Below are 16,474 nucleotides of genomic sequence, written 5' to 3'. Positions count from 1 at the left end.
GTAGCTGTAAGAGAAGGCCTTATCAAAACGTACACTCAGCTACGGGGGGATTGGCGAAAATGGATTGCGCTGTCAAACTGGCAGCCGCCCATGAAGTGGAACAGGGTTTGAAACGAGGCCGCCAGCACGATTCGTGGGTTCGCGGACTGGCAAATCGTCTGGTTTTGTTTTCATTCACTCTTTCTGATCCTGTTATGCAAGAGAAAGGTAGCATCTCGATTCATACCGAGAATATCTTCCCCATCATCAAGAAGTTCCTCTACTCCGACCACGAGATTTTTCTGCGGGAGTTGGTGAGCAACGCGGTAGACGCCACCCAGAAGCTGCAAAGTCTGGCCCGGCAAGGGGAGTTTAAAGGCGAGTTAGGCGAGTTGAAGGTGCGCGTGACCGTGGACAAGGAAGCCCGCAAAATCACGGTTTCCGACCACGGCCTGGGTATGAGTGCCGAAGAAATTAAGAAGTACATCAACCAGATTGCTTTCTCCGGAGCCACCGAGTTCGTGGAGAAATACAAGGAAACCGATGCCCAGGCCAAAGACCAGATCATCGGCCAGTTCGGGTTGGGGTTCTACTCGGCCTTCATGGTGGCCAAGGAAGTCGAAATCTGGTCGAAGTCGCACCAGGAGGGTACCCCCACGGCTCACTGGACCTGCGACGGCAGCACCGAGTTTACGCTCGAAGAAACTGAAGGTGAGCACGCCAAGGCCGAGCGCGGCACCGATGTGGTGCTGCACGTGGCCGACGACTCCGACGAGTTTCTGGAGGAAGCCCGCCTAAAGGGCATTCTGACCAAATACTGCAAGTTTCTGCCCGTTGAAATCGAGTTCGAGGGCGAGGTCATCAACCAGACCAAGCCCATCTGGACCAAGCAGCCGGCCGAACTCACCGACGAGGACTACGTGAACTTCTACCAGGAGCTCTATCCGTTTTCGGAGCCGCCTCTGTTCTGGATTCACCTCAACGTGGATTACCCCTTCAACCTGACCGGAATCCTGTATTTCCCGAAGGTGAAGGATGAGTTGCAGCTCCAGCGCAACAAAATCCAACTCTACTCGCGTCAGGTCTTCATTACCGATGAGGTGAAGGACGTAGTGCCCGAGTTTTTGATGCTGCTGCACGGCGTGATTGACTCGCCCGATATTCCGCTCAACGTGAGCCGCAGCTTTTTGCAGGCCGATGGTGCGGTGCGCAAAATCAACCAGTACATCACCAAAAAAGTAGCCGATAAGCTGGCTGAGCTTTTCCGCAAAGACCGGGAAGGCTACGAGCAGAAATGGAGTGACATCGGCCTGTTCGTGAAATACGGCATGCTCTCGGACGAGAAGTTCTACGAGAAGGCCAAGGATTTCGTGCTGGTGCAGAACGTGGCCGGCAAGGCCTTCACCCTGCCCGAGTACCAGGAGTTCGTGCAGGCCAACCAGCAGGACAAGAGTGAGCAGACGGTGGTGCTCTACACTACCGACGCCGAGGCCCAGCACAGCTTCGTGCAGGCTGCCCAGGACCGTGGCTACGATGTGCTTGACCTCAGCGGTCCGCTCGATTCGCACTTCATCGGGCAGATGGAGCAGAAACTGGAGAAGACCACCTTTAAGCGCGTAGATGCCGATACGGTGGGCAAGCTTATCGAAAAGGATGACGCCCCGGAAAGCGTGCTCAGCGACGACGACAAAACCCGCCTGACCGACGTGTTCAAGCAGGCCATCAGCAACGAGCAGATGCACGTGCAGGTGGAAGCCCTGTCGCCCCAGGATGCGCCCGTTGTTATTACGCTGCCCGAGTTCATGCGCCGCATGAAAGACATGCAGCGCACTGGCGGGGGTGGGGGAATGCAGATGTTCGGCTCTTTGCCCGACAGCTATACCGTGAGCGTGAATGCCAATCATCCCATCACCCAGCGCGTACTTGGTGCCGAAGGCGAGGAGGGTGGCAAGCTGGCCCGCCAGGCCTTCGATCTGGCTCTGCTGGCGCAGGGAATGCTAAAGGGCGAGGCCCTGACGGCTTTTGTGAAGCGTAGCGCCGACTTGCTGGCCGCTGGGTAGCGTTAGAAAGTCTATAAAGTTTTAAGGAGTACAAAACCCTGGCGGCTCTGGTCGTCGGGGTTTTGTTTTGGCCCTGACTGGCGAGCCGTAAGATAGGGGGTAGTGCCGGGCAGTGGGCCAATGCCGCTGGTGCATGCGGCGCGGGTACCCCTGACAGCGGCGGTTGCCTGGTACCCGGGCGCAACTTCGGTTAGGTTTATCGGTCGGTCGGGTACTAAATCCCTTTATCTTTACGTTAGTTGCTCCGAATCTCTGTCTGTCTCCATAATGCGTCTGTTTCGTTTGTATGTCCTGCCGGTGGTATTGCTGCTGGCGGGGGCCTGCTCCCCCAAAACGGTTTCCTTCAACAGCCGCCCCGAGCCGCCGGGCCTGCTGACGGCCGGGGCCGATACGCTCATAACCACGTCGGATACTACCGGCACGCCGTCGTTGGTGGCCAAGCGCGTGACGATGACCAAGGAGCAGGAGCGCGCGGCCAAAGCCAAGGAGAAAGCTGCCCAGCGCAAGCCCAAGAAAAAGAAGAACGTTTTCCTGGGGGAGCCAATTAAAAAGGGCTATACCAAATCGGGACCCAAGGGTAAGCGACAGGTAATTGAGGTGTTTTACTACCTCAAAAATTTCCAGCAGCCCAATCCTTTTGCGCCCGCCCGCTACTACTTCAACCCCCGGAAGCGCAAAATATTCAAGGCTAGCGCCGAACTCGACCCCGCCGCTGACAAGGTGCTGCATGGCCCGTACAAGAAAATGCAGGGCGGCAAAGTGATTGAAACCGGCTACTTTTCCCTCGGTACCCGCCACCTGCGCTGGGAGCGGTTTACGGGCGACAACGTGCTGATTTCCAAGATTCACTACGACCTGGGCTTTCCGCGTGATGCCAACATCACGTACTACGACGCTTCCCGCAAGCAGGTAAAGGAAATAGTACCTTACCTCAATGGCGAGCTGGAAGGCGACTACGCCCGCTACCTGGAGAATGGCAAGCGCGAGTGGGAAGGCCAGTTCGAGAATGGCAAGCGGGTAGGGGAATGGGTGAACTACTGGGGCTTCCGCAGCACCAAGGACCGCCGCCATTACGTGTACCAGTACGGCGAGTCGGGCTTCGACCCCGAGCTGAAGGAGCCCGTGCTGGTGAAAGAGTACAACCGCAACGGCGTGCTCATCTACGAGAAAGACAAGCTCGACAACCGCGGCCAGCCCGACAAGAGCCGCCCCGGCTCTCAGTGAGTAAATGCCTGAATGGATGCGTGCGGTCTGCTTTCGTGTAAATTCAGGGCAGTTATCATTCCGAAGCCCCTGATGCGCGCGTCAGGGGCTTCGTGCTTACACTGCGTTTCGCACTACGTGCAGAAAGACCGGTCGCGCATCACAGCTGTCCGGCTCATGTGCTCAAAAAAAAGCGTCCTCGAAATGCTCCACGCGCAGGCCGGTGGCGGTGGCGGTCAGGGCCAGGATGTCGAAGCGGATGTCGCCGGTCCAGTTCAGGGTTTCCTGCAAGTGCTCGGCGGCGAGGCGCAGCAACTGGCGCTTGCGCTCGGTCACGAACTCCTCGGGGTAGCCGTAGTGCGCCGAGGAACGTGCTTTCACCTCCACGAATACCAGCAAGGCCGGACCCAGCTGCATAATCAGGTCTACCTCGGCCCGGCGGTAGCGGTAGTTGCGGTGCAGCAGTTCATAGCCGCGGGCCAGCAGGTACTCCAGGGCTGCGGCTTCGCCCGCGCGGCCGAGCTGGTGGGCAGATGAGGACGACATGGGCGAGGCAGGAAGAGGGTGAGCGGGAAGGTACCCGCCAAGCTTCGGCGCACGATTGAGCGCCAGTGGCAGGACCAGATTGGAGCGAAATCTAGTACCTTTGGGCGTTTTACGCGCCACCGGCTTCCCGATGTCGGGTTTCCGGGCCGGCGGCGGCCTGAAACGGAGCGCAAAGCGTGATATGGTCCGCCCGAAATGGCTAAATTGCTGAATGCTAGTGTCGCCTTTGGCCGGCAAAACAGCCCGAAGCAATAGCTCCTGGTGTGCCGTTTCAGCTAAATCAGCCTTGCCCATGACCCAGTATTCTGCCTGCGTAAGCCCTGTACCAACGGATTCCCGTCCGCCAGGTCCGGCCGCTGTCCCGGCCAGCCAGAACCGGGAGGTAGTAGTCCGGCGGCTGGGACTGGTAGCGTATCAGCAAGCCTGGGATTTGCAGGAGCAGCTATTGGCCCAGACGCTGGCTGTCAAAACCCGTAACCGGCAGGCCCAGGAGGCCGGCGCGCCGGTAAGCGCAACTCCCAATTACTTGTTGCTGTGCCAGCATCCGCACGTGTACACGCTGGGCAAGAGTGGTAAGCCGGAACACCTGCTGCTGACCGAAGCCGAGTTGGCCGGTCACGGAGCCACTTTTCACCGCATCAACCGCGGCGGCGACATTACCTACCACGGCCCGGGTCAGTTGGTGGGCTACCCTATTTTCGACCTCGATAATTTTTTTACCGACATTCACCAGTACCTGCGCCTGCTGGAAGAAGCGGTCATCCATACTCTGGCGGATTACGACGTAAGAGCCGGCCGCATTGCCGGGCTCACCGGAGTTTGGCTCGATTTTGAAGACGGCGACCCCAACCCGCGGAAAATCTGTGCCCTGGGAGTGAAGTGCAGCCGCTGGGTGACTATGCACGGTTTCGCCCTCAACATCAACACCGACTTGGCCTATTTCGGCCACATTGTGCCCTGCGGCATCACCGATAAGGCCGTCACCTCCCTGCAACAGGAACTGGGGCGGGCGGTGTCGGTAGCCGAAGTCCAGGACCGCCTGGTTCCACACCTGGCCCGCTTGTTCGGAGCCGGGCTGGTCAATGAATCTGCCTCATGAAAAAAGACATTACGTTCCGCCCCGTAGAAGGGGTTTCTATTGCCGTAGTACCCGATTCGATGGTGCCGGTAGCTGGTGAGCAGCCGGGTTGGCAGGTATATCTGCTCAACATGAACGAGGAGGTGCTGCAAAACGTCATCATCAGCTCCAACGGTTATGGTCCTGGCCCCGAGGGCGAAACCATCCGCACCTCCACCCTGCGCCACGTGCTGCCCGAGGTGCCTCCCCAGGCCGTGGCTGCCGTTGAGCCCCTCGACCCGGCCCTGTTCCACCTCTACAACCAGTACTGGGTGAGCTACTACATCGGAAGCCAAGTCTTCGATAAGAAGTTCGTCTTTGAGCCCGGCTCCATTGCCACCGATAAGCTTACGCCCATTGCGCTGCTCGATCAGCAGCCCGGCGTACTGCATGGCTAACCGTATCTTTGTCTTTCCATTGCGCGTCTCAGGTCGGGACGCGCTTCTTACCAGAGCCGAACCGCAATGAATGCACTCGGAATTCAGTTGGGTCTGTCCTCCCTTTGGGCGTTTCTGGTGGCGTTGTTCGCCGTGCCGTCCATCATCTACATCGCCCACCTGAAAAACATGCTCGACACGCCCAACGTGCGGACCGTGCATGAGTCGCTGACGCCCCGCCTGGGTGGCGTTGCGGTATTCGCGGGCTTCATGTCGGCCCTCACCATTTTTGCGCCCCTCAACAACGGGGTGCAGCAGTTGCTGGCCGGATGCATCGTGCTGTTTTTCGTAGGTCTGAAAGATGATCTGGTGAGTATTTCGGTAGCCAAAAAATTCGTGGGCCAGCTACTGGCCACGGGCGTCGTCATGATTATGGCCGACGTGCGGATTACGAGTTTCCAGGGTATTCTAGGGATTGAGGAGTTGCCCGTTGGCGTCAGCTACGCGTTTACCTTCTTCGCCATTGTGGGCATCACCAACGCCATCAACCTGATTGACGGCTTAGACGGGTTGGCCGGCTCCATCGTGCTCATCATCGTGAGCACCTACGGCTACTATTTCTACCAGTATGGTGGCCCCGATTTTCAGAACTACGCTTTCGTCTCGGTGTGCGTAGTAGGTGGTATTCTGGGGTTTTTGCGCTACAACTTCCACAAAGCCAGTATTTTCATGGGCGATACCGGCTCGCTGGTGTGCGGGTTTATCGTCTCCATTCTCACGATTCAGTTCATCGAAATGGGACTGAAGGTAGGTCAGCCCTTCGCTTCAGCCGCGCCATCGGTGGCCGTGGGCATCCTGTTCGTGCCCTTGTTCGATACGCTCCGCGTATTCATCGTGCGTATGATGGCCGGCCGCTCGCCGTTTTCTCCCGATAAAAACCACGTGCATCACCGCATTCTGGCCATGGGTTTCCAGCAAATCAGTACCGTCATTCTGCTGGGTTTGCTGAACGTAGTGGTTATTCTGCTGGTCATCAACTTTGCCTACCTCGGCAACATCATGCTCATCGTGATGCTGGTGGTGCTGTCCTTGCTGCTGAGCGTCTTTCTGGGGGTTTATCATAGTCGGGCCGAGCGGCAGCGCGTGGCCTCCTAATCAACTCTGATCGGGTGCGTTTGCGGCAGTTTTTTCTCGGTATCGTCTGGCTTGGGCTGGTTTGGCTGGCTTGCGGGGCCGCGTGTGCTGCCGAATACCGCCCCCTGCCGCCCGCACCCCGGGCCGGCCTCACCACTGACTGGCTGATTCACGATGAGGCGCGCAACCGCCTTGTGCTTTACTTGCCAGATTATCACGCCCCCGCGCACGCCTACTACCAATGGCTGTCCATCCGGCCCGGCAAGCCGCTGCTCATCAGCTTCACAGCCCGCGAGAAACTCAGTCTCTTTCTCGATAATCGCCTCGTCTTCACCACCAGCACCCCGGATTCCTACACCGTGGACCTGGCTGCCCTGCTGCCGGCTGGCAGTGCGGCTGGCCCGCACCTGCTGTGCGTGTGGCATCCCGAGGCTATTCCGAACCTGGCGTCCTTCACGAATGCGCAGCCGGTAGTGGCCCGAAGGACCGAAGGAACTGCCAATCCGGCCCCGTTGCTGGCCCAGCCGCGCCCCCGCGGCCACCAAGGTCAGAATGTCTTCGTCTGCTTTCTGCTGCTGCTAGGGTTGTGTTACGGAGGGTTGCGGGCCACCTACCAGCCCGGGTTCACCCGCATTTACCAGCTCGATGGCTTGTGGGGCAAGGCCAGCGCCGAACAGGACTTTCTGATCAAGCCCACCTTAACCTGGCTGAACTTAGCACTAGTCCTGCTTTTCGCCCTTTCGTTTGCGCTGCTACTGGTAGCCATCCATACCAATATCCAGAGCATCGTGATTCTGCGGCGGCTCTTCGATGTAGCTGAGTCGGCCATTGTGGTGAAAGTGCTTGTGTATACTGCACTGGTAGCGGGATTCGTACTGGGCAAGTACCTGTTCCTGGAGCTGATGGGCTACATCTTCGACGTAACCGAACTGGTCACGCTTCAGTACCGGGAATTCATTCGCACCATCTTGTTCATGGGCCTGTTTTTGCCCGTCGTAATGCTGCTGTACCTGGGCCTGAATCAGCGTTTGCCTGAAACGGTGCTCTGGGTTTCCAACGGGGTGGTTTCCTTGCTGTTGATTGGTACGGTCTGGCGGGTCGGCCGCACGTTACATCATAAAACGTCCCTACTGAATTTGCATTTGTTTTCGTACCTTTGCGCCACAGAAGTGATTCCGCTGGTCATTCTGCTCAAACTGATTGTTTTTACCTTCTGACCACTTGCGCTGGCGGCTCCCACCTACCACTGCTCGTAACGGCTCCTTATTGCTTTAGCTTTACCTTTTCTACCCTATGGCCGAGAACAAAGACCAACCGGGGACAGGCCGTCACGCCCAGCGAATTGCCACCATTCTGGTCAGCCAGCCTAAGCCGACCAGTGACGTCTCCCCGTATTTTTCCATCGCGGAAAAGTATGGTATCAAAGTAGATTTCCGCGAGTTCATTGAAGTGCAGCCGGTTGCCTACAAGGACTTTCGAAAGGAGAAGGTCAATATTCTGGAGCATACGGCCATCATCTTCACCAGTCGCAATGCCGTCGACCATTTCTTCCGCATTTGCCAGGAGTCGAAGGTAGAAATGCCGGCCGAAATGAAGTATTTCTGTATTTCGGAGCAAACGGCCAACTACCTCCAAAAATACATTGTGCTGCGCAAGCGCAAGCTCTTCGTGGGCCAGCGCACCGCCACCGACCTCTTCGACGTTATCAAGAAGCACAAGGGGGAGAAGTTTCTTTACCCCTGCTCCGACATTCGCAAAGATGACATTCCGGAGTTTATGCGGGCCAACAAGTTCAAGTTCACTGAGGCAGTCATTTACCGCACCGTAGCCAGCGACCTGTCGGATCTGACGGACGTGAAATACGACTGTATCGCCTTTTTCAGCCCTTCCGGAATCAGCTCGTTGTTCATCAACTTCCCGGAGTTCGTGCAGAACAACACCCGGATTGCTGCTTTTGGTCCCACTACGGCCAAAGCGGTGCTCGATGCCGGCTTGTTTCTCGACATTGAGGCTCCGCAGCCAAATGCTCCCTCCATGACCGGAGCCATTGAGGCCTACATTCGGATGCACCACGGAGCGGAGGTAGTTAAAGAGAAGAAGAACAGCAAATAAGCTAGTTGATTTATAGGAAAAGAAGAGCAGCAACGGTTGCTCTTCTTTTGTATATTCCGGGAATGGGTTGGGGCGGTTTTTTCGTTACATTTGAAAACGCTGGTCTGCGCCTTCCGCAGGCCCCGGCTTCTTGCTGAATTACTATGAAGAACTATTTATTCTGTGCCTGTCTGTTTTTACTAGCCGGAAAAGTCGCTGCCCAGCAGCAGCCTCAATTCAGCCAGTACGGGTTCAACGGGATGAACCTGAACCCAGCATACGCGGGCATCAAGGGCTACGGCGAAATCACGGGAATTGGCCGCTCGCAGTACTTCGGCTACAAAGCTACTTTCGACGACGGCGGTTCGCCTAATACGGCTTCCATTACAGTCTCTATTCCGGTTCCCGTGTTGGCCGGGGGCTTGGGAATCAGCGTTTACCGGGACCAAATTGCCCAGCTCAGCACAACAAACGCCCAGCTGTCGTACTCCCGTCATCTGCGTCTGGGAGAGGGCAAATTAGGCTTGGGCGTGCAGGGGATATTCAACAATATTTACGAAGGCGGATTTCGGGCCAATGATCCGGACGATAGCTTCGTGCCGAACAACGGCTCAGATAGAAAGCTGGACATGGGTGCCGGCCTCTGGTATGAGGCACCTAAGTTTTACATGGGCCTGAGTGCTAATAATCTATTGCGCTCAACTTACAAATTCAACAGCCAGGTTGCCGCCAGTGGCGCTTCGGCTCAATATTTGATTGAGAATCACGCCTATCTGACGGGCGGTTACAACATTGCTCTTTCATCTTCCGTTGTCCTCACGTCAACGGGCATCGTGAAGATGGTGTTGCCGGGAAAATTTGGAGATAGTGGTAAATTCTCAGTGCGTAACAGTTCTTACGAACTGGGCGCGCGCGCTACTTTCGACGACCGATTCTGGGGTGGTTTGGGTTATCGTTCGGAAGATGCGGTCACGGTATTGGGGGGACTCAGCTTCGCCAAAGACAACGCGGTCAGGTTGGGATTAGCCTATGACGTAATTGCATTCGGGAAAGACGCCAAGGCTTTCAGTTCGTTTGAAATCATGCTGGGTTATCGCCTGCCCAAACCGGGGCTTACGGTTCGTCCAGCTGTCCGTACACCGCGCTATAGCTTCTAAAAAGGGCCTTTCGGTATTCGTAAATCATTTTGCTTCTTTCTGCCGCCAATCAGTCGAAGAGGGCAACCACTAACTTGCTGCCTACCATTGTTTAACCGGCGTATTCATTAGTTCGTAGACAAATGCAGTGCATTGACCGTACGGCTTGCGTACGAACGGATGATTCGTTAGATTTGCCAGCCCGAAAAATTGTAATCTTTGGGTATCGTCGCCTCGACCGCCTTTTTCTTTCTCACATGAACAAGTTTCTCATACTGCCTCTCGTCGCTTTCTCGACGCTCATCTTGGGGGGCTGTGGTTTTGGTAAAGGACCGCAGGGTGACCTGGTTGGGGCAGAGGACCGTCCGGAGTTCAACCCGCAGGAGGTCCCCTACGGGATGGTGCCCTGCCCTGGTGGAACCTTTCACATGGGCCAGACCGATCAGGACATTTCGGCTTCCATGGTCAACATGAACAAGCAGGTAACCATTGCCGGCTTTTACATGGACGAAACGGAAATTACCAACAACGAGTACCGGCAGTTCATGAATGCCATCCGGCAGGACTCGATTGACGTGCTGGGCGAGGAATACGTGATGACGGAACTCTACCCCGATACGACGGTCTGGGTGCGCGACTTCACGTACCACATGGGCGACCCGCTGATGGAGTACTACTACACACATCCGGCTTTCGATGACTATCCGGTAGTGGGCGTGGATTGGTTTGCCGCCAAATACTTCTGCAACTGGCGCACCAAAAACAAGAACGCGGCCAATGAGGAAGTGGGCCTGGCACCAACGCCAAACTTCCGCCTGCCCTCGGAAGCCGAGTGGGAGTATGCCGCCCGTGGGGGGCGCGACCTGGCCACCTACCCTTGGGGCGGCCCTTACCTGCGTAACTCGAAAGGATGCATGCTGGCCAACTTCAAGCCTGGCCGGGGCGACTACGCCTCCGATGGATATGCTTACACGGCTCCGGTCGGACAGTTCTTCCCCAACGACTTCGGCCTGTACGATATGTCAGGCAACGTTTCGGAGTGGTGTGATGATGCCTACATGGAAGCCTCCGTGCCGGTGGTGTGGGACATGAACCCGACCAACCCCGACGATAATGAACCTCGCAAAGTAGTGCGGGGCGGCTCCTGGAAAGACATTGCCTACTTCCTGGAAACCGGGACCCGCAACTTCGAATACCAGGACTCGGCCCGCTCCTACATTGGCTTCCGCACGGCCATGATCCAGATTGGCTCCGGCAGCGGGCAATAAATAGCAAGCAAAGAGGCTTTGTCGCAGTGAAAAAAACTGAACCATTGCCCTTTCGCAACTTTTCTAAATTTTACCATAACAAGTTTTTTCCAACACCAAAATCACATGGCAGCTAAAGGCGGTAGTTTTCTGTATGATGTACTGATGCCCAAAATTTACGGCATCGGAGCGGCAGTCGTAATTGTGGGCGCGTTGTTCAAAATTCAGCACTGGGATGGTGCCAGCGAAATGCTGATTGTGGGCTTGGGCACGGAAGCACTGATCTTCTTTCTGAGTGCGTTTCAGCCTACTTCCAAGGAAGTTGATTGGTCGCTGGTATACCCGGAGTTGAGCGAAGGGTACGATCCTTCCACCGGCAACCCTAGCTTCCTGCAAGAGAACAACGGCACCGGTCTGACGCGCAAGCTCGACGATATGCTGAAGGATGCTAACGTAACGCCTGAGGCCATTGCTTCGCTGGGCCAGGGCCTGAACCGCCTGAGCACTACCACCCAGCAACTGTCTTCGCTGGGTGACGCGACCAACGCTACGGAAGAGTACACGACCAAAGTGCGCACGGCTGCTCAGTCGCTGGAGCGTATCAACGAATCGTACTCCAGCACGGTGCAGGCCATGTCGGCCATGGCTGATGCCTCTAATGATGCCCGTGACTACCACATACAGGTGCAGAACGTGACCAAGAACCTGGGCGCGCTGAACGCCGTGTACGAAATGGAGTTGCAGGATGCCAATACGCACCTCAAGTCGATGAACAAGTTCTACGGTACGCTGGCGCAAGCCATGGAGAACCTGACGGAAGCCGGTAAGGAAACCGAGCAGTTCAAGCAGGAAGTAACCGGCCTGACCACCAACCTCACCTCGTTGAACCGGGTGTACGGCAACATGCTGAATGCTATGCGCGCTACCAGCTAAGGCTGGCAAACCGCATAGTTTCAGATCCAATTTCACTAGTATAGTAACAGGTAGACACGATGGCGGGAGGTAAAGAGACTCCACGGCAGAAGATGATCGGGATGATGTACCTGGTACTCACCGCTCTTCTGGCCCTACAGGTAAACTCAGCAATTCTACTCAAGTTCAAATTCCTCGACGACAGCCTTTCCTCCATCAACGGAAAAGTATCGAAGGCGAATGATGGAACCGTAAAGGGTATCAAGGCACAAGTGGATAAAAACCACAATTTGCCTAAAGACATGGCTGTGCTGAAGCAGAGCGAAGAAGTACGGGTGCGTACGAAGGAAATGATTGCCTATCTGGCTGGGGTTCGCGAGCAGTTGCTGACCAAAACGGAGAACAAGGGCAAGAATGAATTCAAAAACATGAGCGCCGAAGACAAAGTAGCAGAACTCATGCTGGGTGCCAGCAAGAACGGTGAAGGCTACAAGATGAAAGGCGAACTGAATAAGTACTCGGAATACATCAAAGGCATCATCCCAGGGGTTTCTCCGTTGGCCCTCGACGCCAATCAGGATCCGATGGTGGTTGACAAGGAGCAGAAGAGCAAGAATTTTGCTCAGCTGAACTTTGAAAATACGCCGGTAGTAGCTGCGCTGGCAATTCTTTCGCAGAAAGAAGCCGAAGTGCTGAAGTACGAGTCTGATGCACTGAGCATGCTTTCGCAGAAAGTAGGGGGTGAAATCATCGTTTTCGATAAAATCGGGGCATTTGCCAGCGCTGAGTCGAACACGGTAGCTGCCGGTACCAAATACAAGGCAGAGCTTTTTCTGACTGCTTCGGCAACTGGTCTCAACCCGAGCATGACGCTGAACGGTTCGCCCCTGTCGGTGGGTCCGGATGGCAAAGGCAAAATCGAATTCACGGCTCGCCCGGGGTCCTTCGATAAGGATGGCAATGCCAAGGCTTCCTGGACCGGTACGATTCGCTTCAAGCAGAACGGCCGCGATACTACCTTTAAAGTAACGGTACCTTACACCGTATCGAAGCCCGTTATGCAGATTCAGTCGGCTTCGGTGCAGGCGCTGTATTTTCGGTGTGGTAACAAGCTGAGCGTTCAGGTTCCCGCTCTGGGAGCCCAGTACGATCCTAGCTTCTCGGCCTCTGGTGCTGCTACTATCAAAGGTGCCAGCAAAGGGGAGGTAACCTTGGTTCCCAACGCCAAGGAAGTTACCCTGAGCGTAAGCAGCGGTGGCAACCCCATCGGCTCGCAGACTTTCCAGGTGCGTCCTATTCCTAAGCCTGATGTTCAGTGCTGGGTGGGTGGTCGTCCGGTCAACGAGAAGCAGGGTACGCCCATCACGGCCGTGCGTAACATGAACATGAAAGCGGTGGCAGATGCTGGTTTTGCTACTTTCCTGCCCGACGATGCCCGCTTCCGGGTATCCCGCTACGAAGTGACGCTGGTACGCGGTAAGCGCCCGGTAATGCAGGCTATTACCGTGAACGGTCCGAACGTAGACCTGAGCTCGGTGGTAAACACGGCTCGCGAAGGCGACCGTCTGTACATCGAAGTAAAAGGGGTACAGCGTCAGAACTTCCAGGGTAACGTGGAGGACGTGAACGTGACCAAAGTATTCAATATTCCGCTGATCTAAGCGTTACTGGTTCTGAACTATCCGTCGCGCTTTTTGATTTCTTTGGTATGAACAAATTCCTATCCTTCACTGCCCTGGCAGCCGGTCTTACGCTGTCGGTGGCAGCCTCGGCTCAGGAGCAAGCCACCACCGCGAGCAGCAACGGCTCGTACCGCCCGATTCCGAATTCGGATATTCTGTTCCGTAAGACGATCTGGCGTGCGATTGACCTGCGCGAGAAGCAGAACAAGCCCATGTTCGCGGAAGGCAAGGAAATCAGCCGGGTCATCCTGGACGCGGTAAAGCGGGGTGAGTTGCAGGCTTATCGCAACGACTCGCTGACCTCGACTCTCTCTGCTGCGGAAGTAGCCGGCAACTCCTCTTATGTAGAGGCGAGTGCCGGTCTGAGCCAGGAAGAGATAGACGCGGGTTTCACGCAGGATACCGGCGACGACTGGGGTGCTCCTAAGAAGAAGGGAAAAGCTCCCGCTAAAAAGGTTGCCCCCGCTGCTCCACCTAGCTTCGGTTACCGTCCCAAGGATTTGTACCAGATGGAACTGAAGGAGGATATGATCTTCGACAAGAAACGGTCGCGGATGTATCACGACATCAAAACCATCACGCTGCTTGTTCCTTCAACACTGGCCGCCAACCAATCGGGTATTGAGAAGCCCATCGGTACGTTCAAGTACAGCGACTTGGTGCGCGTATTCCGGGCTAACCCGGACAAGGCCATCTGGTTCAACCCCCAGAACGACGCTCAGCATAAGAATCTGGCGGATGCCTTTGAACTGTGGTTGTTCAACTCCTATATCGTGAAGGTATCGAACCCGAATGATGCTCGTCTGGATGAAGTCTACGGCGGTGCTCAGCAAGGTATTCTGGCCTCGCAGCAAGCGGCGGCCGACCTGATCGAGTACGAGTACAACCTGTGGTCGTTCTAAACGACTAGCTGTTCGCTAATAGCTTTGTTCTGAATCCCGATAAAGCAGCAGGCCCCGACCAAATCTGGTCGGGGCCTGCTGCTTTATCGGGCTTTTTTGTTCTACGCCGGTGCATCGGTTTGGGCGAAGTAGCTGACCAGGATGCGGGCCTTGGCTTTGCCGACCTCAGTGACCAGCTCGGCTTCGGATAGCTCACGGATTTTCTTGACCGACTTGAATTTGAGCAGCAGCTTGTCGGCCGTTACCGGGCCAAGGCCTTTCACATCGGTAAGCTCCGTTTTGAGGGTACCGGCGTCGCGGCGGTTGCGGTGGAAGGTGATGCCGAAGCGGTGTACTTCGTCGCGCATGCGCTGAAACAGGCGCAGGGATTCGCTCTTTTTGTCGATGTAGAGCGGGAGCGGATCATTGGGGACGTAGATTTCCTCCAGGCGCTTGGCGATGCCGATGACGGCCATCTGGCCCCATAGGTTGAGGTCTTTGAGCGCCTTGACGGCCATGCTCAGCTGGCCTTTGCCACCATCGACAATCACGAGCTGGGGCAGGCTGGCACCCTCATCCACGAGGCGGCGGTAGCGGCGGCTCACGACTTCGTACATGGAGTCGAAGTCGTTGGGGCCGATGACGGTTTTGATATGGTAGTGGCGGTAGTCCTTCTTGCTGGGCCGTGCGTTGCGGAAACACACCATGGCGGCCACCGGGTTGTCGCCCTGGAAGTTGGAGTTGTCGAAGCATTCGATGTGCTTGGGCAGCTCCGTGAGGCGCAAATCCTTCTTGATGGTTTCCATGATGCGCACCTCGTTGAGGTCCTTGCTCCGGTCGTTCATGCTCTCTTTCTCCTTCCGCAGGTAGAGCACGTTCTTGAGGCTTAGCTCCAGCAGCTTGCGCTTATCCCCAATCTGGGGCTGAGCTACCGTAACGCCGGGCAAGGGCAAAGGGGGCAGGGCAATATTGGTCAGAATTTCCTTCGACTCGCTCTCGAACTCCTCCCGCATCTGCATCACCAGCGGGGCCAGGATTTCCTCATCCGGCTCATCCAGCTTCTTCTGGACCTCCACCGATTGGGTGAGCACGATGCTGCCGTTCATCACCTTGAGGTAGCTGATAAAAGCCGACTTCTCGTTGGAGGCAATGCTGAACACGTCGATGTTGGTCAGGTTGGCGTTGACGATGGTGCTCTTGCTCTGGAACTCGTCGAGCCGGTCGAGCTTCACCTTGAACTGGTGGGCCAGCTCGTACTGTTGATCCTGGGCCGCCTGGCTCATCCGGTCGCGGAAGTACTGCTTGGGCAGGCGCAGGTCGCCGTTGAGAATCTGGCGGATCTGCTGGATGTACTGGTTGTAGGTTTCCTCCTCCTGGTGGGCTTCGCAGGGACCCTTGCAGTTGCCGAGGTGGTACTCCAGGCACACTTTGAACTTGCCAGCCTCAATGTTGGCTTCCGAGAGGTTATAGGTGCAGGTGCGCAGCGGGTAGAGCGCCCGGATCAGCTCAACCAGCAGGTTCATGCCCGTTACGTTGGCGTAGGGGCCGTAGTAGCGGCCGTCGCCGGGGCGCTTGTTGCGGGTCGGAATGAGGCGGGGGAACCGCTCGTTGGTCAGCAGCAGGTAGGGGTACGTTTTGCCGTCCTTGAGCAGGATGTTGTACTTGGGCTGGTGCTGCTTGATGAGGTTGTTTTCGAGCAGAAACGCGTCCGACTCCGAATCCACGATGGTGAACTCGATGCGGCGGATGTTCCTGACCAGTTGCTGGGTTTTCTTGTTGTGGTCCTGCTTGGTGAAGTAGCTGCTCACGCGCTTGCGCAGGTCGATGGCCTTGCCCACGTAAATGATGGTATCCTCGTCGCCGAAGTACTTGTAAACGCCCGGACGGTGGGGCAGCTGGCGGATTTGTTCCTGTAACTCAGAAGTAGCGGCCATAAATGAGCACTGATTTTCGCTGATTCTTCAGCTGATTAGCTGATGTTGTGCGGTACTACCGGGGGAGAGGCAACGGGCCTGTCGTACGAAGTACGGGTGAAAGGGAGAGGCGGGAGTATTTTGGCTGAAAGTCGCTGGCAAGACAACAAAAAATGTGGCCGGGATGTCCCGACCA

14 protein-coding genes are annotated in these 16,474 nt (G+C 56.2%); 12 read left to right on the top strand and 2 right to left on the bottom strand.

The features are described 5' to 3' along the window. The first annotated feature begins 194 nt into the window (after positions 1 to 194). Together htpG and D0T11_RS03820 are read left to right on the top strand one after the other, a co-directional pair. Positions 195 to 2,039, top strand: coding sequence for a molecular chaperone HtpG (htpG, locus tag D0T11_RS03825; RefSeq protein WP_119654462.1), 1,845 nt, complete (start codon positions 195 to 197; stop codon positions 2,037 to 2,039). A 267-nt stretch (positions 2,040 to 2,306) separates the two neighbouring features. After that, complete coding sequence (locus tag D0T11_RS03820) at positions 2,307 to 3,263, top strand: toxin-antitoxin system YwqK family antitoxin (protein WP_147374508.1); 957 nt, start codon at positions 2,307 to 2,309, stop codon at positions 3,261 to 3,263. A 162-nt stretch (positions 3,264 to 3,425) separates the two neighbouring features. Here the strand turns inward: D0T11_RS03820 and D0T11_RS03815 are convergent, their stop codons facing one another. Then, positions 3,426 to 3,788: a YraN family protein gene (locus tag D0T11_RS03815; RefSeq protein WP_119654460.1), complete on the bottom strand. Its 363-nt coding sequence runs from the start codon at positions 3,786 to 3,788 to the stop codon at positions 3,426 to 3,428. A 292-nt stretch (positions 3,789 to 4,080) separates the two neighbouring features. Here D0T11_RS03815 and lipB point away from each other — a divergent pair, with 292 nt between their 5' ends. From lipB to porN, 10 genes are all read left to right on the top strand, one after another. After that, positions 4,081 to 4,887, top strand: a complete 807-nt coding sequence (gene lipB, locus D0T11_RS03810) for a lipoyl(octanoyl) transferase LipB (RefSeq protein ID WP_119654459.1) — start codon at positions 4,081 to 4,083, stop codon at positions 4,885 to 4,887. Further along, entirely contained in the window at positions 4,884 to 5,303 is a 420-nt protein-coding gene (locus tag D0T11_RS03805) for a hypothetical protein (RefSeq protein ID WP_119654458.1), read from the top strand. The genes lipB and D0T11_RS03805 overlap by 4 nt, the downstream gene beginning before the upstream one ends. A gap of 66 nt (positions 5,304 to 5,369) precedes the next feature. Further along, the gene (locus D0T11_RS03800; protein ID WP_245990598.1) at positions 5,370 to 6,437 is read left to right on the top strand and encodes an MraY family glycosyltransferase; all 1,068 of its coding nucleotides are present in this window, start codon (positions 5,370 to 5,372) and stop codon (positions 6,435 to 6,437) included. A 20-nt stretch (positions 6,438 to 6,457) separates the two neighbouring features. Then, positions 6,458 to 7,633: a DUF4271 domain-containing protein gene (locus D0T11_RS03795; protein WP_182888223.1), complete on the top strand. Its 1,176-nt coding sequence runs from the start codon at positions 6,458 to 6,460 to the stop codon at positions 7,631 to 7,633. A gap of 76 nt (positions 7,634 to 7,709) precedes the next feature. Further along, the gene (locus tag D0T11_RS03790) at positions 7,710 to 8,528 is read left to right on the top strand and encodes a uroporphyrinogen-III synthase (RefSeq protein WP_119654455.1); all 819 of its coding nucleotides are present in this window, start codon (positions 7,710 to 7,712) and stop codon (positions 8,526 to 8,528) included. A 143-nt stretch (positions 8,529 to 8,671) separates the two neighbouring features. Further along, positions 8,672 to 9,664 carry a PorP/SprF family type IX secretion system membrane protein gene (locus D0T11_RS03785; protein ID WP_119654454.1) on the top strand — a complete coding sequence of 331 codons (993 nt, stop codon included), beginning with the start codon at positions 8,672 to 8,674 and terminating at the stop codon, positions 9,662 to 9,664. Positions 9,665 to 9,900: 236 nt separating this feature from the next. Further along, on the top strand, positions 9,901 to 10,911 hold the full coding sequence (porK, locus tag D0T11_RS03780; protein WP_119654453.1) for a T9SS ring complex lipoprotein PorK/GldK: 1,011 nt from the start codon (positions 9,901 to 9,903) through the stop codon (positions 10,909 to 10,911). 144 nt (positions 10,912 to 11,055) lie between these two features. Then, complete coding sequence (gene porL, locus D0T11_RS03775; RefSeq protein WP_245990597.1) at positions 11,056 to 11,823, top strand: type IX secretion system motor protein PorL/GldL; 768 nt, start codon at positions 11,056 to 11,058, stop codon at positions 11,821 to 11,823. A gap of 59 nt (positions 11,824 to 11,882) precedes the next feature. Further along, positions 11,883 to 13,463 (top strand): type IX secretion system motor protein PorM/GldM, encoded by a 1,581-nt coding sequence (porM, locus tag D0T11_RS03770; protein ID WP_119654451.1) that lies wholly within the window; start codon positions 11,883 to 11,885, stop codon positions 13,461 to 13,463. A 47-nt stretch (positions 13,464 to 13,510) separates the two neighbouring features. Further along, positions 13,511 to 14,386: a type IX secretion system ring subunit PorN/GldN gene (gene porN / locus D0T11_RS03765; RefSeq protein ID WP_119654450.1), complete on the top strand. Its 876-nt coding sequence runs from the start codon at positions 13,511 to 13,513 to the stop codon at positions 14,384 to 14,386. Positions 14,387 to 14,487: 101 nt separating this feature from the next. Here porN and uvrC read toward each other — a convergent pair whose 3' ends face one another. Next, on the bottom strand, positions 14,488 to 16,299 hold the full coding sequence (gene uvrC, locus D0T11_RS03760) for an excinuclease ABC subunit UvrC (RefSeq protein ID WP_119654449.1): 1,812 nt from the start codon (positions 16,297 to 16,299) through the stop codon (positions 14,488 to 14,490). Positions 16,300 to 16,474: the final 175 nt, after the last annotated feature.

It is taken from the genome of Hymenobacter rubripertinctus, from assembly GCF_003583925.1.
Taxonomy (GTDB): Bacteria; Bacteroidota; Bacteroidia; order Cytophagales; family Hymenobacteraceae; genus Hymenobacter; species Hymenobacter rubripertinctus.
The sequence above is the reverse complement of the archived record's forward strand: the minus strand, read 5'-3'. Positions and strand labels throughout refer to the sequence as shown.

Bases quoted from the DNA above. Each gene is read 5' to 3' on its own strand.
- htpG (WP_119654462.1), top strand. From the start codon at position 195: ATGCAAGAGAAAGGTAGCATCTCGATTCATACCGAGAATATCTTCCCC.
- D0T11_RS03820 (WP_147374508.1), top strand. From the start codon at position 2,307: ATGCGTCTGTTTCGTTTGTATGTCCTGCCGGTGGTATTGCTGCTGGCG.
- D0T11_RS03815 (WP_119654460.1), bottom strand. From the start codon at position 3,788: ATGTCGTCCTCATCTGCCCACCAGCTCGGCCGCGCGGGCGAAGCCGCA.
- lipB (WP_119654459.1), top strand. From the start codon at position 4,081: ATGACCCAGTATTCTGCCTGCGTAAGCCCTGTACCAACGGATTCCCGT.
- D0T11_RS03805 (WP_119654458.1), top strand. From the start codon at position 4,884: ATGAAAAAAGACATTACGTTCCGCCCCGTAGAAGGGGTTTCTATTGCC.
- D0T11_RS03800 (WP_245990598.1), top strand. From the start codon at position 5,370: ATGAATGCACTCGGAATTCAGTTGGGTCTGTCCTCCCTTTGGGCGTTT.
- D0T11_RS03790 (WP_119654455.1), top strand. From the start codon at position 7,710: ATGGCCGAGAACAAAGACCAACCGGGGACAGGCCGTCACGCCCAGCGA.
- D0T11_RS03785 (WP_119654454.1), top strand. From the start codon at position 8,672: ATGAAGAACTATTTATTCTGTGCCTGTCTGTTTTTACTAGCCGGAAAA.
- porK (WP_119654453.1), top strand. From the start codon at position 9,901: ATGAACAAGTTTCTCATACTGCCTCTCGTCGCTTTCTCGACGCTCATC.
- porL (WP_245990597.1), top strand. From the start codon at position 11,056: ATGCCCAAAATTTACGGCATCGGAGCGGCAGTCGTAATTGTGGGCGCG.
- porM (WP_119654451.1), top strand. From the start codon at position 11,883: ATGGCGGGAGGTAAAGAGACTCCACGGCAGAAGATGATCGGGATGATG.
- porN (WP_119654450.1), top strand. From the start codon at position 13,511: ATGAACAAATTCCTATCCTTCACTGCCCTGGCAGCCGGTCTTACGCTG.
- uvrC (WP_119654449.1), bottom strand. From the start codon at position 16,299: ATGGCCGCTACTTCTGAGTTACAGGAACAAATCCGCCAGCTGCCCCAC.